23 protein-coding genes and 1 tRNA gene are annotated in these 20,212 nt (G+C 61.7%); 8 read left to right on the top strand and 16 right to left on the bottom strand.

The annotated features are described in order from the left end of the window. Window positions 1-15: 15 nt before the first annotated feature. The 8 genes from NKJ90_RS03070 to NKJ90_RS03035 all read right to left on the bottom strand — a co-directional run bounded on the left by NKJ90_RS03070 (window position 16) and on the right by NKJ90_RS03035 (window position 5,721). The gene (locus NKJ90_RS03070; protein WP_031259625.1) at window positions 16-240 is read right to left on the bottom strand and encodes a DUF6434 domain-containing protein; all 225 of its coding nucleotides are present in this window, start codon (window positions 238-240) and stop codon (window positions 16-18) included. Between the two features lie 128 nt (window positions 241-368). Further along, the gene (locus NKJ90_RS03065; RefSeq protein WP_031259626.1) at window positions 369-548 is read right to left on the bottom strand and encodes a hypothetical protein; all 180 of its coding nucleotides are present in this window, start codon (window positions 546-548) and stop codon (window positions 369-371) included. Window positions 549-723: 175 nt separating this feature from the next. Beyond that, window positions 724-1,707: a class II fructose-bisphosphatase gene (glpX, locus tag NKJ90_RS03060; RefSeq protein WP_023757569.1), complete on the bottom strand. Its 984-nt coding sequence runs from the start codon at window positions 1,705-1,707 to the stop codon at window positions 724-726. A 206-nt stretch (window positions 1,708-1,913) separates the two neighbouring features. Continuing rightward, entirely contained in the window at window positions 1,914-2,081 is a 168-nt protein-coding gene (locus NKJ90_RS03055; protein ID WP_023757570.1) for a Thivi_2564 family membrane protein, read from the bottom strand. Window positions 2,082-2,151: 70 nt separating this feature from the next. Beyond that, entirely contained in the window at window positions 2,152-2,502 is a 351-nt protein-coding gene (locus tag NKJ90_RS03050; protein ID WP_023757571.1) for a hypothetical protein, read from the bottom strand. Window positions 2,503-2,606: 104 nt separating this feature from the next. Further along, window positions 2,607-3,920: a homoserine dehydrogenase gene (locus tag NKJ90_RS03045; RefSeq protein ID WP_023757572.1), complete on the bottom strand. Its 1,314-nt coding sequence runs from the start codon at window positions 3,918-3,920 to the stop codon at window positions 2,607-2,609. Between the two features lie 49 nt (window positions 3,921-3,969). Then, window positions 3,970-5,187, bottom strand: a complete 1,218-nt coding sequence (locus tag NKJ90_RS03040) for an LL-diaminopimelate aminotransferase (RefSeq protein ID WP_023757573.1) — start codon at window positions 5,185-5,187, stop codon at window positions 3,970-3,972. 45 nt (window positions 5,188-5,232) lie between these two features. Continuing rightward, a complete protein-coding gene (locus NKJ90_RS03035) occupies window positions 5,233-5,721 on the bottom strand; it encodes a hypothetical protein (protein WP_245266431.1) in 489 nt (162 codons plus the stop codon). A gap of 2 nt (window positions 5,722-5,723) precedes the next feature. Between NKJ90_RS03035 and NKJ90_RS03030 the strand changes: the two genes are divergently transcribed. The 3 genes from NKJ90_RS03030 (at window position 5,724) to NKJ90_RS03020 (ending at window position 9,387) form a co-directional block, all read left to right on the top strand. After that, entirely contained in the window at window positions 5,724-7,559 is a 1,836-nt protein-coding gene (locus NKJ90_RS03030) for a PHA/PHB synthase family protein (protein ID WP_352485642.1), read from the top strand. 215 nt (window positions 7,560-7,774) lie between these two features. Next, on the top strand, window positions 7,775-9,019 hold the full coding sequence (locus NKJ90_RS03025; protein ID WP_023757576.1) for a YcbK family protein: 1,245 nt from the start codon (window positions 7,775-7,777) through the stop codon (window positions 9,017-9,019). Window positions 9,020-9,312: 293 nt separating this feature from the next. Beyond that, window positions 9,313-9,387: transfer RNA gene (locus tag NKJ90_RS03020), tRNA-Glu, on the top strand. Window positions 9,388-9,562: 175 nt separating this feature from the next. Here NKJ90_RS03020 and NKJ90_RS03015 read toward each other — a convergent pair. From NKJ90_RS03015 to NKJ90_RS03005, 3 genes are read right to left on the bottom strand one after another with little or no spacing between them, the layout of a single operon-like run. Beyond that, on the bottom strand, window positions 9,563-9,964 hold the full coding sequence (locus NKJ90_RS03015; RefSeq protein WP_023757577.1) for a TadE/TadG family type IV pilus assembly protein: 402 nt from the start codon (window positions 9,962-9,964) through the stop codon (window positions 9,563-9,565). Further along, on the bottom strand, window positions 9,954-10,394 hold the full coding sequence (locus NKJ90_RS03010; RefSeq protein WP_023757578.1) for a TadE/TadG family type IV pilus assembly protein: 441 nt from the start codon (window positions 10,392-10,394) through the stop codon (window positions 9,954-9,956). The genes NKJ90_RS03015 and NKJ90_RS03010 overlap by 11 nt, the downstream gene beginning before the upstream one ends. 4 nt (window positions 10,395-10,398) lie before the next feature. Further along, the gene (locus NKJ90_RS03005; RefSeq protein ID WP_023757579.1) at window positions 10,399-11,637 is read right to left on the bottom strand and encodes a pilus assembly protein TadG-related protein; all 1,239 of its coding nucleotides are present in this window, start codon (window positions 11,635-11,637) and stop codon (window positions 10,399-10,401) included. Window positions 11,638-11,974: 337 nt separating this feature from the next. Between NKJ90_RS03005 and NKJ90_RS03000 the strand changes: the two genes are divergently transcribed. Then, window positions 11,975-12,337, top strand: coding sequence for a hypothetical protein (locus NKJ90_RS03000; RefSeq protein WP_156938477.1), 363 nt, complete (start codon window positions 11,975-11,977; stop codon window positions 12,335-12,337). Window positions 12,338-12,625: 288 nt separating this feature from the next. Here the strand turns inward: NKJ90_RS03000 and NKJ90_RS02995 are convergent, their stop codons facing one another. Next, complete coding sequence (locus NKJ90_RS02995; RefSeq protein WP_023757581.1) at window positions 12,626-12,889, bottom strand: DUF6074 family protein; 264 nt, start codon at window positions 12,887-12,889, stop codon at window positions 12,626-12,628. A gap of 138 nt (window positions 12,890-13,027) precedes the next feature. Beyond that, entirely contained in the window at window positions 13,028-13,324 is a 297-nt protein-coding gene (locus tag NKJ90_RS02990) for a DUF982 domain-containing protein (RefSeq protein WP_023757582.1), read from the bottom strand. A gap of 283 nt (window positions 13,325-13,607) precedes the next feature. On the opposite strand from NKJ90_RS02990, the gene map reads away from it, so the two are divergent. Together map and NKJ90_RS02980 are read left to right on the top strand one after the other, a co-directional pair. Next, window positions 13,608-14,435: a type I methionyl aminopeptidase gene (gene map, locus NKJ90_RS02985; RefSeq protein WP_023757583.1), complete on the top strand. Its 828-nt coding sequence runs from the start codon at window positions 13,608-13,610 to the stop codon at window positions 14,433-14,435. 90 nt (window positions 14,436-14,525) lie between these two features. Then, a complete protein-coding gene (locus NKJ90_RS02980; RefSeq protein WP_156938478.1) occupies window positions 14,526-15,011 on the top strand; it encodes a hypothetical protein in 486 nt (161 codons plus the stop codon). Window positions 15,012-15,334: 323 nt separating this feature from the next. Here NKJ90_RS02980 and NKJ90_RS02975 read toward each other — a convergent pair whose 3' ends face one another. From NKJ90_RS02975 to NKJ90_RS02965, 3 genes are read right to left on the bottom strand one after another with little or no spacing between them, the layout of a single operon-like run. Then, on the bottom strand, window positions 15,335-16,006 hold the full coding sequence (locus NKJ90_RS02975; RefSeq protein WP_023757584.1) for an ABC transporter ATP-binding protein: 672 nt from the start codon (window positions 16,004-16,006) through the stop codon (window positions 15,335-15,337). Continuing rightward, on the bottom strand, window positions 16,003-17,244 hold the full coding sequence (locus NKJ90_RS02970; RefSeq protein ID WP_023757585.1) for an ABC transporter permease: 1,242 nt from the start codon (window positions 17,242-17,244) through the stop codon (window positions 16,003-16,005). Before NKJ90_RS02970 ends, NKJ90_RS02975 begins: the two co-directional genes overlap by 4 nt. 7 nt (window positions 17,245-17,251) lie before the next feature. After that, the gene (locus tag NKJ90_RS02965; RefSeq protein ID WP_502904882.1) at window positions 17,252-18,229 is read right to left on the bottom strand and encodes an efflux RND transporter periplasmic adaptor subunit; all 978 of its coding nucleotides are present in this window, start codon (window positions 18,227-18,229) and stop codon (window positions 17,252-17,254) included. Between the two features lie 159 nt (window positions 18,230-18,388). On the opposite strand from NKJ90_RS02965, the gene NKJ90_RS02960 reads away from it, so the two are divergent. Together NKJ90_RS02960 and radC are read left to right on the top strand one after the other, a co-directional pair. Then, on the top strand, window positions 18,389-19,078 hold the full coding sequence (locus NKJ90_RS02960) for a TetR/AcrR family transcriptional regulator (RefSeq protein WP_023757587.1): 690 nt from the start codon (window positions 18,389-18,391) through the stop codon (window positions 19,076-19,078). A gap of 301 nt (window positions 19,079-19,379) precedes the next feature. Next, window positions 19,380-20,141, top strand: coding sequence for a RadC family protein (radC, locus tag NKJ90_RS02955; protein ID WP_352485639.1), 762 nt, complete (start codon window positions 19,380-19,382; stop codon window positions 20,139-20,141). Window positions 20,142-20,212: the final 71 nt, after the last annotated feature.

Here is a 20,212-nt window from a genome sequence, read left to right as displayed (position 1 = left end):
GAGATTTCAAGAAAACTACGCTTTCCGCTTTTCAGCCTGGCGCCCGCAGCCATTCGTCGGCGCATCGCCCATCGTCTTTTCCGCACCGTCCTTGAGCCAAGCCATGAAAGGCCGGTCGAACCTGAACGCATCGCCGCATTCCCGGATGAGAAAGCGGCGCACGTTCTGGGTACTGCGATAGGACTTCGTGATGGCGGTGGCGCGCGAAATCGGATCCGCGTGCCAGTCGAACGGGTTCATCGTCAAATCCTTGCAGCCGGCATCGGATGCCGCCACAGGGCTAACAAGTGCGATGCCGGTCCGCAAGCGCCCAGGTCAACAACCTTGATTAAAGCCGATTAGAGCCCCGTATGACATTACGGTTTTCGTTACGGCTGGGAGTGCTCTCCGTCATGCAACGCCGCTTTCACTGCGAGTGCGGCTTCTAGGAAGCGGTCAAACTCGTCCGGCTTCATAGAATAGGTTTCACCGTCGCCTCCCAGATGACGACCTGCCAACAACACCTTTCGTTCCCCCTCGCCATCTTGGAAAACCTTGAAAGCTAGCATGAAAGTTCGTCCCTTCACGTCAACGCGTTTGATAAGCGTTGACGCCCAGGCTTTGCGGAAACGCCGAAGGATTGATTGGAATGGCACGACAAATCCCCATGCAGCAAACGACACTACGCATCGCCGCACAGTTATGGCAGATCGGGTTTGTCAACTACAACAGCCGGATGAAGTCTTAGAACTTATCCAGGTCCTGATGGCGGGCCTTGATCTCGCGCACCGTCCGCGACGACGAGCGCAGCACGATCGTGTGGGTGGTGATATAGTTGTGGCCGAACTTGACGCCTGCCAGCATGTTGCCGTCGGTGACGCCGGTGGCCGCGAAAAGCACGTCGCCGCGCGCCATGTCTTCGGCCCGATAGACCCGCTTTGGATTGGAAATGCCCATCTTCGCGGCGCGAGCGACCTTTTCCGGCGTGTCGAGGATCAGCCGGCCCTGCATCTGGCCACCGGTGCAACGCAGCGCGGCCGCGGCCAGCACGCCCTCGGGTGCGCCGCCAGTGCCGAGATAGATGTCGATGCCGGTTTCCTCGGGATCGGTGGTGTGGATGACGCCGGCGACATCGCCGTCGCCGATCAGACGGATCGCTGCGCCCGTGGCGCGCACGTCATCGATCAGCTTGGCATGACGCGGCCGGTCGAGGATACAGGCAGTGATGTCCGACACGGCGACGCCCTTGGCCCGGGCGATATTGGCGATGTTTTCGGCCGGCGAGGCATCGATGTCGATGATCCCGTCGGCATAGCCTGGACCGATAGCGATCTTTTCCATGTAGACGTCGGGCGCGAACAGCAGGCTACCCTTCTCAGCGATTGCGATAACGGCGAGCGCATTGGCCAGGTTCTTGGCGCAGATCGTCGTGCCTTCCAGCGGATCGAGCGCGATATCGACGGCCGGACCTTTCCCGGTGCCGACCTCCTCGCCGATATAGAGCATCGGCGCCTCATCCCGTTCGCCCTCGCCGATCACCACCGTGCCCTTGATGGCAAGCCGGTTGAGCTCCTGGCGCATGGCATCCACGGCGACCTGGTCAGCCGCCATTTCGTCGCCGCGCCCGCGTAGCTTGGCGGCGGCGACTGCTGCCCGTTCGGTGACGCGCACCAGCTCCATGGTGAGTATCCGGTCGAGACCGGCGACGATGTTCTGGGCCACATTCATCTGGTGATTTCCTCGTTGGCAATACAGCCTCCCGCCGGAGGTGGGCCTTTTTTGTCAAACGAGCATGACCACGGCAAGACCTGCCAATAGTTTTGTCCGAAAAGATAGCAATATCAATCGATTAAACTGCAATCTGAAACGACATCCGCCCGCTCGCTGCGGACCGCACCGGCCTTCAAAAGGTGAAAAATCGCGCCATTCTCTGCCTAGAACACCGCGAGATATTTGAGCAGCGAAATGATGCCGATGATGATGACGATGATCCGGACGATCTGCCGCGTCCTGCCATCCAATGGCAAGCGCTGGACAAGATAGAGAACCAGGATGATCACCAGAAAGGTGATCAGGATGCCGATCAAGGCAGATGAAGCCATGGTACCCTCCTCCAAAAGACGTGCTGAAACAGGGAAATAGGCCGGAAAAGCCGGCCTTGTCGCGCTGCGGTCAGTACCAGCGGCGCGACGTATCGTTCATCGACTGACCAATGGCGAACCCTGCCATAAAGCCGAGCAGACCGATCACGCCGACCACGGCCGTCGTCGTACCGGGATTTTCGCGCGCGACTTCCGAGACCGCATGGGCGTGTGTGCGCAGCTGCTGCGCGGTTCGCGACCTGCGGGTCGTGTCGTAGAACTCGGACGCCTGCTCGCTGGCGTCATTGAGCATTTCCGCGCCCCGTGCCGAAATGCTCTTGTTGATCTTGGTGATCTCCTTGCGCAGTTCGGCGATCTGCTTTTCCAGCGTCTTCTGGATGTCGTCAATATCAGGGGTGCCGGATTTGTTGGTGTCGGCCATGAGGCGGTTCCTTTGATTGCTGATCAAAAGAACGGCGCCGGTACGAATTCGTTCCGGTCGGCCGCGGCTGCTAGCCCCGTCAGACGCGGCTATCGGGCGGGAAACTAGCCTGCCCGTTCGATGCGGATGACCTGTGGTTTGTCGGTCAGATGGCCGTCCTTGGTGATGCCATCGACGGCCTTGCGCACGGCGGCCTCTGTCGTCTCATGGGTGACGAGGATCACCGTCTTTTGCGCCGCCGCTTCGCCGTTGACCGCGTGCTGGACGATCGATTCCAGCGAAATGTCGTTGTCGGCCATGCGCTTGGCTATTGCCGCGAACACGCCGATGCGATCATGCACGGTCAGCCGGATGAAGTAGCCGCCGGCATGGCTGCGCATCTGCGCCTTCTTGTAGGGCTTCAGTTCCTTCGCCGGCCGACCAAACACGGGGCCATGCTGGAAGCCGGGCCGACTCTTGGCGATGTCGGCGATGTCGCCGATGACGGCCGATGCGGTGGCATTGCCGCCGGCGCCGGGACCGGACAGCAGCAGCTCTCCAAGAATGTCGGTCTCGATCGCCACCGCGTTGGTGACGCCATGCACCTGCGCGATGACCGAGGCCGTCGGCACCATGGTCGGGTGCACGCGCTGCTCGATGCCGCTGTCAGTGCGCTGGGCGACGCCAAGCAGCTTGATCCGGTAGCCAAGATCGCCCGCCGCGCGGATGTCGGCCTGGGAGATGTTGGAAATGCCTTCCATGTAGATGTCGTTGGCGGCGATCCTTGTGCCAAAGGCAAGGCTGGTCAGGATCGACAACTTGTGCGCCGTGTCATGGCCCTCGATGTCGAAGGTCGGATCGGCCTCGGCATAGCCCAGCCGCTGTGCGTCCTTCAGGCAGGCGTCGAACGAGATGCCCTCGGCCTCCATGCGGGTCAGGATATAGTTGCAGGTGCCGTTGAGAATGCCGAAGACGCGGGTAACCGAATTGCCGGCCATCGCCTCGCGCATTGTCTTGATGACGGGGATGCCACCCGCCACTGCCGCCTCGTAGTTGAGCAGCACGCCGCGCTTCTCGGCGATCTCGGCCAGCGCCACGCCATGCTTGGCGAGCAACGCCTTGTTGGCGGTGACGACATGGCGGCCGGCTTCGAGTGCCGCCTTCACCGACAGGCGCGCCGGCCCCTCGTCGCCGCCGATCAGTTCGACGAACACGTCGATTTCGGCCATCTGGGCCATCTCGACCGGATCGTCGAACCAAGTTGCGGCACTGAGATCGACGCCGCGATCACGCTTCTGGTCGCGCGCCGAGACCGCGGTGACGATGATATCGCGCCCGCACTGCCGGGTCAGTTCCGCCGCCTTGTCGCGCAGCACGCGCGCCACCGACGCGCCGACGGTGCCGAGACCGGCTATTCCAACACGCAATGCTTCAGCCATGTCCGGCGACGTCCCTCAAGTCAGATCGAAATTGTCCGCGGCTGCAAGCTTACCGGTGAGCGGAAAGCGGCACGACGTTGTTGGGCTGCTTGGCGCTGGTCGCCAGGAAGCGCTTGATGTTGCGCGCGGCCTGCCGGATCCGGTGCTCGTTCTCGACCAGCGCGATGCGCACGTGATCGTCGCCATGTTCGCCGAAGCCGACACCTGGCGCCACCGCCACGTCGGCATGTTCGATGAGCAGCTTGGAGAATTCGAGCGAGCCGAGATGCCGGAACGGCTCAGGGATCGGCGCCCAGGCGAACATCGATGCCGCCGGTGCCGGAATGGGCCAGCCGGCGCGGCCGAAGGCATCGACCATCACGTCGCGGCGCTTGTGGTAGATGTCGCGAACTTCGGCGATGTCGGCGCCGTCGCCGTTGAGCGCGTGTGCCGCCGCCACCTGGATCGGCGTGAAGGCGCCGTAATCGAGATACGACTTTACCCGGGTCAGCGCCGAGATCAGGCGCTCGTTGCCAACCGCAAAGCCCATGCGCCAGCCGGGCATGGAAAAGGTCTTCGACATCGAGGTGAATTCGACGCAGACGTCGATCGCGCCCGGCACCTGCAGCACCGAAGGCGGCGGATTGCCGTCGAAATAGATCTCCGAATAGGCAAGATCGGACAGGATGATGATATCGTTCTTCTTGGCGAAGGCGACCACGTCCTTGTAGAAATCTAGCGAGGCGACCAGCGCCGTCGGGTTCGACGGGTAGTTGAGGATCAGCGCCAGCGGCTTCGGGATCGAATGCTTGACACCGCGCTCGAGCGCCGGGATGAAGCCGTCGTCCGGCTCTACCTGCAGCGAACGGATGACGCCGCCCGACATGATAAAGCCGAAGGCATGGATCGGATAGGTCGGGTTCGGGCACAGGATCACGTCGCCCGGCGCGGTGATCGCCTGCGCCATGTTGGCGAAGCCCTCCTTCGAGCCAAGCGTGGCCACCACTTGCGTGTCGGGGTTGAGCTTCACGCCGAAGCGGCGGGCGTAATAGTTGGCCTGGGCGCGACGCAGGCCCGGAATGCCGCGCGACGAGGAATAGCGGTGCGTACGCGGATCGCGCACGACCTCACACAGCTTGTCGACGATGGCCTTGGGCGTCGGCAGGTCCGGATTGCCCATGCCGAGGTCGATGATGTCGGCGCCGCGCGAACGGGCGCTGGCCTTGAGCCGATTGACCTGCTCGAAGACGTAAGGCGGAAGCCGGCGGACCTTGTGAAATTCTTCCATGGCAGTTCCAGACAGCAAAAGGGGTATTGGGCGCGCGCTATATACTTATTTGCAGGTAGGGTCGAGGGCGGGGTCGCATTTGGCTTCGATCTGCTTCAGAGTTTCGTCACCGTGCTTCTTGGCTAGCTCCGTCAGCGCCGCCTGATCGGCGACCTTCGGACTGCCGCCTTTTGCCGCCTGCGAATTCTCATCCGCCTTCAATTGCGCAAGCTTGGCATTCTTCTCGGCTTCGGTGAACTGCGGCGCCGCGACTTGCGGCTTGATGTTCAGGTTCGGAAAAGTACCGGTATCCTTCGGTCCCGCGCTCACAGCAATCGGCGTCGGTCCGCTGCTGTTGGTGCTCGAGCACCCGGCCATCCCCATGAGGACAATCGCCGCACCGATGCGGCAAAAACGTCCGGCGCCGAAAAAAACAGTCTCGCCAATATTAATCGTCATATTGTTTCCTTGGCAGCCGATGTAGAGCGAGATTGGACCCGGTCGGATGTCCCATGTTAATATGTCAAGAAAAGGCCTCGGGAGGAACCCCGCCAACCATGTCCAAAACACCCGATTCGGGCAAAGCGGAAGATGACGAGCCTTCGACCGTCGAGCAATATCTGGTGAAGGACCCGGAACGCTTCGCCCTGAACGTGGCGCGCATGATCGAGCAGGCCGGCAAGGCCGCTTCCGCCTGGGCTGAGCCCCGCGAAAAAGGCGAGGTGCGCGATCACGTCGCCGAGCCGGTCGTCGACATGGTGAAGACCTTTTCCAAGCTCAGCGAATACTGGCTGTCCGATCCGCAGCGCGCGCTGGAAGCGCAGACGCGGTTGTTCTCCGGCTACATGACTGTCTGGGCCAACGCCATTCAGCGCACCAGCAACGCCGCGGAAGCCACCGAAGATGCCGTCAAGCCGGAGCGCGGCGACAAGCGCTTCCTCGACCCGGAATGGGGCCGCAACGCGTTCTTCGATTTTCTCAAACAGGCCTATCTCGTCACCTCGCGCTGGGCGGCCGACCTGGTCGAACACGCCGAAGGTCTGGACGAGCATACCCGCCACAAGGCCGGCTTCTACGTCAAGCAGGTGTCCAACGCCATCTCGCCGTCGAATTTCATCCTGACCAATCCGGAACTGTTTCGCGAAACCGTCGCCTCCAACGGCGAGAACCTGGTGCGCGGCATGAAGATGCTGGCCGAGGACATCGCCACCGGCAAGGGCGACCTGAAGCTGCGCCAGGCCGACTACTCGCCTTTCGAGATCGGCAGGAACATCGCCACCACCCCAGGCAAGGTGGTTGGCCGCAGCGATGTCGCCGAGATCATCCAGTACGATCCGACAACCGAGACGGTGCTCAAGCGACCGCTGCTGATTTGCCCGCCATGGATCAACAAGTTCTACATCCTCGATCTGAACCCGCAGAAATCCTTCATCCGTTGGGCGATCGATCAGGGCCATACCGTTTTCGTGATCTCCTGGGTCAACCCGGACGAGCGCCACGGCACCAAGGGCTGGGAGGCTTACATCCGCGAGGGCCTGCAATACGGCCTCGACACCGTCGAAAAGGCCACCGGTGAACGCGACGTCAATGCGATCGGCTATTGCGTCGGCGGTACGCTTTTGGCGGCAGCACTGGCATTGATGGCGCGCGAAGGCGACGACCGAATAAAGTCGGCGACGTTCTTCACCACGCAGGTCGATTTCACCCATGCCGGCGACCTGAAAGTCTTCGTCGATGAAGAGCAGGTCGCGGCGGTAGAAAAGTCGATGAGCGAAAAGGGCTATCTCGACGGCACCAAGATGGCGACTGCCTTCAACATGCTGCGGTCCGGCGACCTGATCTGGCCCTATGTCGTCAACAACTACATGCGTGGCAAGGATCCCCTGCCCTTCGATCTGCTCTACTGGAATGCCGATTCGACCCGCATGGGCGCGGCCAATCACTCCTTCTACCTTCGCAACTGCTATCTCGAGAACAACCTCTCGCGCGGCACGATGGAACTGGCGGGCCACACGGTTTCGCTCGGAGACGTCACCATTCCTGTGTACAACCTCGCCTCCAAGGAAGATCACATCGCGCCGGCGCTTTCGGTGTTTCTCGGCTCGAAATATTTCGGCGGCAAGGTCGAGTACGTCATGGCCGGATCAGGCCATATCGCAGGCGTCGTCAACCCGCCGGCATCCAACAAATACCAGTACTGGACCGGCGATACGCCGACGGGCGACTTCGGCCAATGGACAGCCAAGGCCACCGCTCATCCAGGTTCCTGGTGGCCGCACTGGCAAGACTGGATAGAGGCCAAGGACAACACCCGTGTGCCCGCTCGCAAACCCGGCAAGCATATGAAAACCTTAGGGGATGCTCCTGGCACCTATGTGAAGGTGCGTGTGTAACGGACTGTAATGTCTGGTGAGTTGACGCACCGGTAAAAGCGGGCGAAATGGTGTAGTCAACCATTGAGCAGCCGTAATTCGGCAATCACTGCAAAAATACTTCCAGGCTTGCGGATTTGATACAAGTCTCGTTTCCGGATCGGAGACAAAGGTCACCTTGACACGGCGTATCGCTGCCGCACCAGGGATATACCGACCGGGCATCGAGGGGGAATTTGACTTTGAAATCAGCAGGATGGAGCCTCGCAAAGGGAGAACGCCACGCCATCGTGGCAGCGCTCTGCTCATTGCTTCTGGCCTCCTGCACCTCGGCTGGCGACCCGACGATGTCGGTTGGAATGCCCGGCTATAATGCCACGGCATCGGACATTAATAAGGCCTCTGGCGCCACGCCGACCGCCGCAGCCGATTCGTCCGAGGTCACGACCGAGCAGACGACCGTGATGACGGCCAGCGATACGACACTTCCCGAGACAATCGCCTATGTCCCGATGGCCAAGCCCCAAGCCGCCTTTCCGCTGACCACTCCGGCCGGCAACGAAACGATTGTCGGACAAACTCCTCAGTCCTTGCAGCAGCAGGCACAGACAACGCAGCAGAGCGACGCGGTCGCCGCTAAGATCGCGGCCGCCGATGCCGGCGTGAATGCGCCGAAGCCGACAGCCGCTCCGGTCATGAACAATCCGGTCTATGTGACGGCTGGCGAGATGCCGCAGCCCGACGCGCCGAAGAAAAGAGGCTTCCTGGCCTCGATGTTTGGCGCCACGCCTGCTTCGGCGACGCCGCTCATCAACACCCGGTCGGGCGAGCAGCCAGCGATGCAGGCCAAACCGGCGCCAGCCGCGGCAAAGCCGATCATCATGCTCGCCTCGGCCAATTCCGCGGAAAAGCCGGTGCAACTGGCTTCGACAGGCGGCGAGACCGGCCACATCACCGGCAGTGATGCCTTGCCCGGCGTGCGCCAGACGGCCCTGTTCGAAATCAAGCGCAAGTCCGGCCTCGACGACGAAAGCGATGTCGACCTCAACGAGGACGAGGGGCCAATCGGCGGCTCCTATCAGGTTGCGTCCGCCGCCGGCATGGCCCGGTTGGCGCCCAACGGGCTGCTCAAGCAGAACGAGAGCGTCGACGTGGCCTGCCTGAAGCCGTCGTTGGTCCGCGTGCTGAAGACGATCGAGGGCCACTACGGCCGCAAGATGATGGTGACCTCGGGCTATCGAGACCCGGCTCGCAACCGCCGCGCCAACGGCGCCAAGAATTCGCTGCACATGTATTGCGCCGCCGCCGACATCCAGGTCCCCGGCGTTTCGAAATGGGAACTGGCGAGCTACATCAGAACCATGCCCGGCCGTGGCGGCGTCGGCACCTACTGCCACACAGAATCCGTCCACGTCGACGTCGGCCCAGAGCGCGACTGGAACTGGCGTTGCCGCCGGCGCAGCGGCGGTGACGACGGCTAGTGGCGCGATTTCACGGGCCGGAAGTGTGTTAGCAGCCCGAGGGACCATCCCCGACATTCGTGATTAGCCTAGCCTCCTGCACTTCGTCACTTGGGTCTGCGCTGCGTCGCCGCGCTCCTTGCTGCGCCCAGTGGATGATGAAGCGATGAGTCCGCTGATCGCCGAGGCATGCTGGCACCCTGCCCAGCCCTGGCGAATGTGCCGCTTTTACAAGCCGGAAAAAAGTTGTCCAAGGTGGCGCCTGACGGGTTGCCGGTTGCGCGCAACGCCAGTATAAGCCGCTTCGTCTGAGCGCGCCCATCGTCTAGCGGTTAGGACACCGCCCTTTCACGGCGGTAACAGGGGTTCGATTCCCCTTGGGCGTACCAGAACTTTCCAAACGCAGCTTGCAAGGTGCCGGCCAGTTGACGCGACCGTGACAAAGGCGGCGTTGCGGCAAGAGCCTATACTGAGAAGGGGCGCCCGCCGGTTAACGCGCCCTCTTCACGGGTTGGCAGAAACACGGGACGGCGGTGCGACCGCCGCGTTCCCACACTGGGCAGCCTAACCGACCAGCGGCACGGTAACGGTGGTCGCGTAGTTGACCGGGAAGTTGCTGAAGTAAGGGAAATCGACGACGAAGGCGTAGGTGGCGGTCAGATGCGCCATGCGGAAGCCACCACTCGCCGGGTCGATGACGATCGTGACATTCACATCCGTCAAACCCAACGCCTGCAGTTTCTGCGTGGCGATCGATTGGATGTCGGCTTGGGTCAGCGTGTTCTGAAGCTGCAACGAGCGTGATGATGTTTCCAACACATAGCGAACGCTGGACACGGAGTGCATCGACCAGCCGAAGGCGAAGATCCCGAACAGCAGCATGACGAGGAAAGGCGCGATCAGCGCGAACTCCAACCCAGCCCCGCCCGACCGATCCTGACTGAACGCGTTCGTCTTAGCGGACACGGATCACCTCCAGATGGCCGATGGTGCTGGAACCGGAAAAGGCACCGAAGGCGACGGGCGGCAACCAGGTGGCCGTTGCCTGGATCTGAACATAGACCGATGGCGCCTTCGGCCCACTGCACATGGTGGAAGCGTCGACCACGGTCGTCCCGCACATGTAGATCCGGCTTAGCGTGACCTGACCGTCCTCCGGCCGATTCTCCCAACTCGAAATGGCAACGGCCTGCGTCGCCGTATCGTTGGTCGATCCTGCCATGATCAAGTTCGCCGCAGTCTTCACGCCAGCGCGCATCGACAGCGAACTCGTTACGTAGGACCAGCCGTCCAGAATACCAAGCAGCACGAGGCAAAGGATGGGCAGGACCAGCGCGAACTCGACCGCCGCAACGCCCGCATCATCTCCAAGGATCGGCGTCGATCGGCGTTCCACGTAGCTACTCGGCCAGTGCCACGGACTGCGCGGCTGGAATGTCGCGCATTCCGAGGCTCGAGCAATTCTGATTGACAGTCGCGCTGCCGGACCATTGAATCGTGTTGGCAACCACCTGGGTGCAGCCGCTGTTGCCCGAGAAATTGCCGAGGTAATTGACTTGTTGCTTGGGAAAATAGAGCGCGCCGGTCAAAAGCGAGTCCGCCGTGCCGTTGAAGGTGCTCTGCGCCGCGGTCCCCGTCCTGTCGCCATAGAACAGCACCCCGGAATAGGTGCCTGAGGTCGGCGCGCTCAGCGTCACCGTGGCGTTGCCGTTCATGCTGACGGTGTTGCTGCCTTGCATGAAGATGGTAACCCCGCTGCCCAAAATGACCGCACCCGCGTTGATCTTCAAATTGCCCTGCACGACATAGACGCCGGGAGAAAGCGTGATGGTGCCGTTGAGGTTCATGCCACCGCAATAGGTCCCGGGCTGGATTGTCTGCGTCGTCTTGTTGCCGTTAATATTCTTGCACGGGTTGCTGGCCGCCGGCGTTGGTAGGTCGGCAAATGGGTCGCTGGCGGGCAGCGCCTGGGTGATCGGCGCGGCGCAGACCGTGGTGACGGGATTGCTGAGAGAGACACCGCCCGCCGATATCAGGCAATCGACCTGGAGGGCCGCCGAGCCCTGAAGCTTGATGGCGTCCGGGGCGTTCGAATTGGACATGATGACGCAGTGTGTGACCTTAACGCTGGTATTGCCGGAAAACCCTACAGCCTGCGAGGCGGTCGGATCGAGCGCTTCCATGCAGGCCTTTGAGGCGTCGGTGATCAGGGCCACCGCCCTCGCCTGCTCGGGAACCTGGGCCTGGGTGAAGATTGAGGTGAACATCCGGTCGAGGTTCTGGCGGACTATGACCTCGACTGCTTTCTTCGTCGTATTCGGTCCCGACGTCGGCGGCGTGTTGACGACGATCGTGCCCGAGCCCAGCCCATTCGTGGCGGCCGACTGGGTCGCGGCCGCGACGATGGTCGGCTTGTCGGAACCCGAGATCTGTTCAAGCGCGCCGGCATAGGCGGCGGCATCGGCCGTCGCCTGCAATCTCAGGCTGTTGTAGTACCAATAGGAGGTCTCGACACCGAAGCCCGCGGCACCGACCACAATGGGTAAGGTCAGGGCAAAAATGGTGGCAACATTTGCGCTTGTTCCCCGGCGAATGCCGTTCGCGATACGTCGAATCCGGGTGAAGCAAATGAAGGTCATAACCTAGATTAGAAAGCACGCATGTATGAACGAATGGCTAAAAAGTTCAGTTCATTTTTGATCAGCTATCTGTTGTCCTCAAAAAAATGGGTTCGTTGTCTGATCAGCGAGCATGCAAGGCAACGGACGACTTACAGGCCGTGCCCCGATGGATGAGTTCCGAGGATAGTTTACCGTTTGCTAACAGCACGATTGCAGAGCCGGAGGCAAGGATCGGCCGGCTCAACTTCGCAATGGGACTTATGCGCGGCAAATCGGGGACCAAGGTCCGTCTAGCGGGTTCATCGACGACGTCGCATGATTCACCGAGCGGGACGGCCGACTCGAAGGATGGACCATGAAAAATCGAACCAATCTGCTCGCAGCGGTTGCGGCGCTCGCACTTCTCGCCTCTCCGGTCTTCGCGGGTCCTGGCGGCAGTGGTAATGGCGGCGGCCACGGCAGTGGGAACGGAAACGGCGGGAATTCAGCCGGAGCTGGATCGCAGGGGCATGGAGCTGCGACATCCGCGGCGGCAAGAGATCCTTCGACCAGTGGTTTGACAAAAGCGCTCAGCGTCGTGGCGACCACGCCGGCATCACCGCAGGCTACGCTGTCCCTGCAGGCAGCCTTGGACAAGCTCTTGGCGAAGAACGCAACTGAAGATCCGGCAGACACGACGGATGACTCATCGGACGAAACCACTGGCTCTACGGAATAGATAGCTTTGGGGTAGTGGCGCTTTGACGTGACACTCCTTGTGGCCCGCGCCGGTTCGCCGGTGCGGGCTTTTTTCACAGTCGCGTTTCTTGGCGGCCGCACGGGGCCAGCGCCAGCAAGCCACGGCCTCGAGAGCGACCGTCTTAGTGCGTCCTGCCTACATCCGCCAGGTACCCTGCCGGCGAGTGATCCGTGCCCTTGCCGAACACCGATGTGTTGCTGCCCCGGTTCAGCGACCGCTCGAACCCATGCAGCCATGAGGCGCTGTCCATAGCCGTGAAGTTTGTTTTCAAGCGGAAAGAACTGGCATCGTCTCCGCGACTGCCCCAGCCGACATCTCTCTCTGAACGGCCAGGAAGAACCTGCGCACTTCGTCGCTGGCTGCTGTTCTGTCCCTGCCGGATCCGACAACGAGATCGAGCAACTCCGATGCCTTCGCTCTCCAGAAGGAGGTGGCGGTTTCGCCGTGCAGGTTGCAGAGCTTCGCGGCAACTTCTCTGACCAAGAACACCTGACGATCGATCGGGAATGCACGAACTTTTTCTGGGGACATCTTCCGAACCATGAGACCGACGCAACGAATCAACCATTGCCAACAAGCAATGACGTAGCCGGCAAGGTGGAAACGGAAGCTTAACGGCGCTGACGTTGGTGCGCATTGCAATCGGACAAGGCGAAGCGGCGGCAGCCCTCAGGCCTGGAGCGCCCTCGACCCACCGTCGCGCTTGCGCGGCGTCATCATGTCCCTGGCCATCAGCCCGCTCGCCCGGCAAAACGCCATGAACGCCCGGCACGCATCCTCGGTCTTGACCACGTCCACCGTGGCGCCAAAGCAGGCGTTGAAAGCTTTCTGATAAATCGGGCCCTGATGGCGCGCAGGCCAGTCCTGGAGAAAATCGAGCGCCTGTTCGACCCCGTAGATTTCCTCGACTGGCAGGCCGGGTGCGGGTGCGATGCGCACAGGCACCTCGAATTGCAATCTGTCCATCCCACATCTCCCGAACTGGCGTCACCGGGGGCGGCAATGCCGTTCGTCGTCAAAAAATTGCCTTGACCGGCTTTTGGCCCAGAAATGTGTCGTCACTTGGGATCGTCAGAAGGGAAAAGCAAGCCGCGCAAAAATCGGCTAGACATAGCCCCATGCAAGAGGAATATCCCGAAGCGCGGCCGCATTGGGCAGTTCTTCCTTGAACCTTCTGCCCTCAAGTGCCAAATCTGGGGAGATTTTCACATCGGCTCTCTTGCAGGGCCCTACCGCCTAAACGGACAAAATGGTCACCTATCTCGACGCAGCCACTGCACCACTCAGAAACACCGGCCAGATCCGCCTTTATGGCGAGGAAGGCTTTGCCGGCATGCGCAAGGCTTGCGATCTCACCGCGCGCTGCCTCGACGAGCTGGTGCCGATGATCGAGCCCGGCGTCACCACCGAAACCATCGATCGCTTCGTCTTCGAATTCGGCATGGACCATGGCGCACTGCCAGCGACACTCAACTATCGCGGCTACACGAAATCGTCCTGCACCTCGATCAACCATGTCGTCTGCCATGGCATCCCCGACAACAAGCCGCTCAAGGATGGCGACATCGTCAACATCGACGTCACCTATATCCTGGACGGCTGGCACGGCGATTCCTCGCGCATGTATCCAGTCGGCACGATCAAGCGCGCCGCCGAGCGCTTGCTCGAAGTCACGCATGAATGCCTGATGCGTGGTATTGCGGCGATCAGGCCAGGCGCACGCACCGGCGCCATCGGTGCTGCCATCCAGACCTATGCCGAGGGCGAGCGCTGCTCGGTGGTGCGCGACTTCTGCGGCCACGGCGTCGGCCAGCTTTTCCATGATGCGCCGAACATCCTGCACTACGGCAGCGCCAATGAGGGCGTCGAGATGCGGCCCGGCATGATCTTCACTGTCGAGCCGATGATCAATCTCGGCCGGCCGCACGTGAAGGTTCTGTCGGACGGCTGGACCGCGGTGACGCGCGACCGCTCGCTGTCGGCGCAATACGAGCACACGATCGGCGTCACCGACACCGGTTGCGAGATTTTCACGCTGTCGCCCAAAAAACTCGACCGTCCGGGCCTGCCAGCCTAGAGTTTTGTCGTGTAGGGCGGCGCTGGCACCTCGATCCCGGCCGCTTGCGTAGAGCACGGCATCATGCCCGACTGGACGTGAGATCGTCTTATGACGATTGGAACACCCGTAGCATTTCGGCAGGTCGATGGTGACGACCTGTCCGTTGAGTTGGTTGTCCTGCAATTCGATCCTGCCGCCGTGACCAATGCTGCGCAACGCATCTTCCTTGAAGAATGGTTCGAAAACCAGAACGAACTGGCACGGAGCAATCGATCAACAATTGTCGTTTATGATTTGCCGTATCGGGATTCCAGCGCATCTGCAATTCGTTCGCAAAGCATTTCAGCGGTGACGGTCGTTAGGTGCAGGCGAATGCGGCTTCCCTGCGTATCGATTAGCGAAACAGCAACTCCGCTATCAGAATACTCGAGGTGGCGGAGAACGTTGGTGACCACGAAATCTGGTGTTTCGCTGGATCTCTTATCGACGTCACCCACAGATTTTTCCTCCAATTCAGGTTTTATCGATATTTTGCGGCTTCCATGCAACCGAAACCAGGTGCAGTTCTTCGGATTGACTCTCGGCGTCGCCTGATTTCCGACTAAAGTACTTTGTCAGCTTACCATTTTCCGCGGCCTGTACCATCCATTTGCCATGACATATTTTACCTCCACGTTGTTCGACTTGACACACCCTCCCTCTGCTCCGCTCGGCAAATGGATAATGAGGCCACCAGGCCGTGTACTTGACGCACACGAAGCGTTTCAGTTCTGGGAAAATAAATTCGCCATTCGCCTCAAGTGTGCCGGGCTTCTATTGAGCAAAGGTCCACAACAATAGACCCGAAGCAACGCATCGCCATTAGCAACAGAAAGCCGGTGCATGCAGGCAGGTCTCGCCTGAGAATCGATCCACCCTCACTCGATTTTGCCATCGACGATATGGAGGCGGCGGTCCATCCGCTCTGCCATATCGAGATTGTGCGTGACCGCGACGACTGTCTTGCCACGATCGCGCACCAGTTTTTCGAGAATTGTGAACACCTGCTCGGAGCTCTTGGAGTCGAGGCTTCCCGTCGGCTCGTCGGCGAGGATGAGCGGCGGGTCATTGGCGAGCGAGCGCGCCACCGCCACACGCTGGCGCTGACCACCCGAGAGCTGGTCGGGCCGCTTGTCCAGATGCTCGGCAAGTCCCAGCGAGCCAAGCAACTCGCCGGCGCGCTCGCGCATCTCTTCTCGCTTTAATCTGCCGAGCTTGCGCATCGGGATCTCGACATTCTCACGCACAGTGAATTCGGGCAGCAGGAAGTGGAACTGGAACACAAAGCCGAGCATCTCAAGCCGCGTTCTTGCCCGCTCCCTTTCGTCCATGGGACCGGCGTCACGGCCACCGATCTTCAGAGTCCCACGGGTCGGCCGATCGAGCAGCCCGAGCAGATAGAGAAGCGACGACTTGCCTGAGCCGGATGGACCGGTGACGGCGATGAACTCCTTCTCGCGGATCTCAAGCGTGATGTCCTCGACCAGCGTAACGGGGACTGTTTCCGGCAGGATGCGCATCAGCCCTTCGGTCTCGACCAGCGTGGTCATGTCGCGCCTCTGATGATGTCGACCGGGTTTTGCATCGCCGCCCGACGCGCCGGCAGATATCCGGCCACCGCCGCCGAACCGACCGCGAAGCCCGTGGCGATGACGTAATGCAGCACGCTCCAGGCGATCGGAAGATGCGTCATCTCCTGGCCGGTCGCGGCGATCTCGAAGCGAACCAGCGACAGCGCGTAGACCATCGCGAAGCCGAGCACCCAGCCGAGCGCCGAACCGCCGGCGCCGATCGCCACCCCTTCCAGCAGGAACAGCCGGCGCATGTCGGCCTCGGGGAAACCGAGCGACTTCATGATGGCGATGTCGCGCGCCTTCTCGTGTGTGATGGTGGAGATGATGTTGAAAATGCCGAAGCCGGCCACCAGCATGATCGCGCCGACCACGGTGTACATGATGACGTTGCGGATGACGAAGGCTTCAAGGATGGATTCGTTGGCCTCTTGCCACGCCACGGCCTTGTAGCCGAGCTCGGCTTCAGCCCGCCTCGCCACCGCGGGCGCGCGGTTCGGATCGTCGAGCTTGATGCGGATTTCGTTGATCGCGTTCGGCCGCACGGACACGATCTGCGCGTTCTTTAGAAGAATGTAGGCCTCGCTCTCGTCGCGCTGGGTCGTGCCGGTGTGGAACAGCCCGGCGATCTTGAAATTGCGCGCCTGGCCTTGCGAGGAAACCGCCGTGATCGTGTCGCCAAGCCCGGCGCCGAGCCGGTTCGCCATGGTGTCGCCGACGAGCACATTGTTGCCGCCGGCCGCAAGTGCGGCGAAGCTGCCTTGGACGAAATCCTCCACGATCGGCGATACGCCGGGCTCGCGCTCCGGCTCGACGCCGATGATGGTCGCGCCCACCTCTCGGCTGGAATAGCGGATCACGCCCTGTGTCTTGAGGCTCGGCGCGTAGCGTCCGGGAATCCAGCTCTCCAGCCAGGCGGTCGCCTCGGTCGGGTTGATGATGCCGCGGCGGTCATCACGCGGCCTCAGCCCCGAGATCGCGACAGTGTCGAACATATCCTCGGCCGGCTGGCGTCGGGCTGTGCGTTGTTCGTCGGTGATGTCGACATGGGGCATCGTGTCGACGAGCTGGCGCACGAAGTCGTCCTGGCCGCCCTGCATGAGCGCTGCCATGGCGATCGAGAAGCCGACGCCGACCGCCACGCCGATCACCGCGACGAGCGTCTGCCGGCCGCGGCCGGCGATGTGCGTGACTGCGATGTCGAGGATCAGCGGCATTTCCACCTCACGATTCTCGGGCCGCGACGCGCGCGCCGTCGGCAAGGTCCGCTGGGTAGGGCGAAACGACCCGCTCCTGCTCGCCAATGCCGGACCACACCTCGACACCGTTCACGCCGCGGATGCCGGCGCGGATCTCTCGCCGCCGCGCCCTGTCGCCTTCGATCACGAATACGTCGTTCCCCTGGACCGCAGCCGAGGGAATCAACAGCACGTTCTTCGCTTCGCGGGTGACGATGTTGACGTCGGTCGACATGCCGATCCTCAGCGGCGTGTCATCGGGCAGGCGCAGATAGACGCGATAGGTTTTCGTCGTCGGGTCGCCCTTGGGCGTGATGCTGTCAACCGCTGCTTCGAGATTCTGCCCGAGGAACGCATCGGCCCTGAGGAGCACTCGCTGGCCGACCTCGACGCGCGCAATATCCTCCTCGTTGACCTCCGCGACCACCCGCAGCGGACGCGGCTCGCCGACCCAGAACAGCACGGTGCCGAGCTCGGCGATCTCGCCCACCTCGCCGTCTTGCCTCAACACGACGCCGGGACTCGGCGCCCGCAATATGTAAGTCTCAAGTCGTGCCTTTTGCGCGGCAAGCTGCGCTTCTATCTGCGATAGTTCGCTACGCGCGCGATCGAGCGCCTGTTGGCTCGCTGCATTTTTTTGCGCGAGCACGGTTTGGCGTTGGAACTCCTGTTCGGCGAGCGCCCGCCGCGCCTCAAGTTCGCCAAGCACGGCCTTCGCCTCGCTGTCGTCAAGCTTGGCGAGCACATGGCCGCGCCCGACCCGCGATCCTTCGCAGTCGCACTGCTCTATGATCCTCTCGCGCACGACCGGCGCCACCTTGGCCCAGATCTTGGGCTCGACTGCGCCGCTGGCATAGACGATCTCGGCGGCGTCGCCGCGCTTGGCGGTCACCACCGAAACAGGTGCCGGCCTCAGAAAATACCAGGCCGCGGCACCGCCTGCCGCCACCGCAACGATGGCCATACCCGCAATCCAGCGCCTCAACCGCATGCATGCTCCTTTTTGGCGAGACCTGTGGCGTCAGACCGACCGTCGGTCTATAGTACGGGAGAACGTCTTGGCGGCTGCCGCGTTCCGGTCCGTCGATCACGTTTTTCAGGAAAGCCGCCGCGGGAAACGTTATTGGCCAGAGCAAGAAAAGCGCCTGAAATACGCTCCGCCGAGCTTCTCGACTGCGCACAGCGCCTGTTCTTCGAGCGCGGTTATGACAATACGACGGTAGAAGACATCATCCGCGCGGCTGGCCTGTCGAAAGGTGCCTTCTACCACTACTTCGCCTCCAAGGAGGCGCTGCTGGAGGCGCTCGCGGCGCGGCTTGCCCGCGACAGCCTCGCCGAGTTGCAACCGATGCTCGACGATCCGTCGCTCGGACCAGTCGGCCGGCTCAACGCGCTTTTCGCAGGTTCGCAGCGGCTGAATGTCGAGCTCGCGCCGCAGCTCAGGACGACCTTTGCGGTCCTGTTTCGACCTGAGAACGTCGTGCTCTTCCACCGGGTCGATCTGGCTGCCAGGGAGCTTGCCCTACCGTTGATAGCTGATCTGCTGAAGAAGGGTAGCGAAGAGGACGCTTTTGACGTACCCGATCCCTTGGCGTTCGCCGACATGCTGCTGCAGATCAGGCTGATCTTTCGCGACGTGATGCATCGCGCGCTTCGTCAGGCCGACCAAGGAAACATCGAGGAGGCCGCGCGCCTGCTCGAAGAGCGCCTCAGGCTCTACGGTGTCGCGATCGACCGCCTGCTCAAGCTGCCCGACGGAACGATCAAAGCCGTGGAGCCCGGCTTTGCCCGCGCCTTCCTGCAGGCGGGCTAGCCATCTTGCTTCACCAAGGATCGCGGTTCCGCGCCACGCCTCCGCATGCTTGGCCAACATCCCTGCTTAAGTATAGCGAGGCAACGAGCCTTCGATCCCGTCACATGTCAGATGAACGTGGCCGCATGCGCTAAGCGATGTTAAGTCTTGTTGCGCAAATCGTGGTTTCATCTGGCCGCCGTATTAGGAAGCCGGAGGCTGATAGGCAGCCGTCACGATCTGTAGGGATAGTCTCGCGATCGGAGAACGGAAATGTTTCGATCCGGGCCAGAACGGTTCTAATGTCAGCGCCGGGGGGCATATGGCCAACACAAGCGACGACGACGAGCGGAGTTTCTTCTCCGAAGCGCCGATGCGACCAGCTGCGAAAACCAAGGCGGCGGTCGGCGAAAAGCCGCACTATCTCGGCCATCGCGACCGCCTGCGCGAGCGCTTTGCCTCGGCAGGTCCGGACGCCCTGCCCGACTACGAAGTTCTGGAACTTCTGCTCTTTCGCCTGATTCCTCGCGCCGACACCAAGCCGGCGGCCAAGGCGCTGCTGGCACGCTTCGGCACGCTGGCTGAAGTGCTTGGCGCACCGCTTGGCCTGCTTCAGGAGGTCAAGGGCATCGGCCCGGCTGTGGCGCTCGACCTGAAAATCGTCGCGGCGACCGCCCAGCGCATGGCGCGCGGCGAGGTCCACGGCCGCGAAATCCTCTCGTCGTGGACGCAGCTTCTCGACTATTGCCGATCAGTCATGGCGTTCGAGGCACGCGAGCAGTTCCGCATCCTGTTTCTCGACAAGAAGAACGCGCTGATCGCCGACGAGGTGCAGCAGACAGGCACCGTCGATCACACGCCCGTCTATCCGCGCGAAGTGGTCAAGCGCGCGCTCGAACTCTCGGCGACCGCCATTATCCTGGTCCACAACCACCCGTCAGGCGATCCGACACCATCACGGGCCGATATCGAGATGACGAAGGAGATCATCGACGCCGGCAAGCGGCTGGGGATCGCTGTGCATGACCACATCATCATCGGGCGAAAAGGCAACGCCTCGATGAAGGGCCTGCTGCTGATCTAAGTGGTGGGTTCCAAAAGGTGAGCGCTTGAGGCCCTTGCGGAAGTCGACCGGCTTCGTCGCCACCATGACCT

Source organism: Mesorhizobium sp. M0051 (assembly GCF_040323235.1).
Lineage (GTDB): Bacteria > Pseudomonadota > Alphaproteobacteria > Rhizobiales > Rhizobiaceae > Mesorhizobium.
This window is presented reverse-complemented; position numbering and strand designations above follow the sequence as displayed.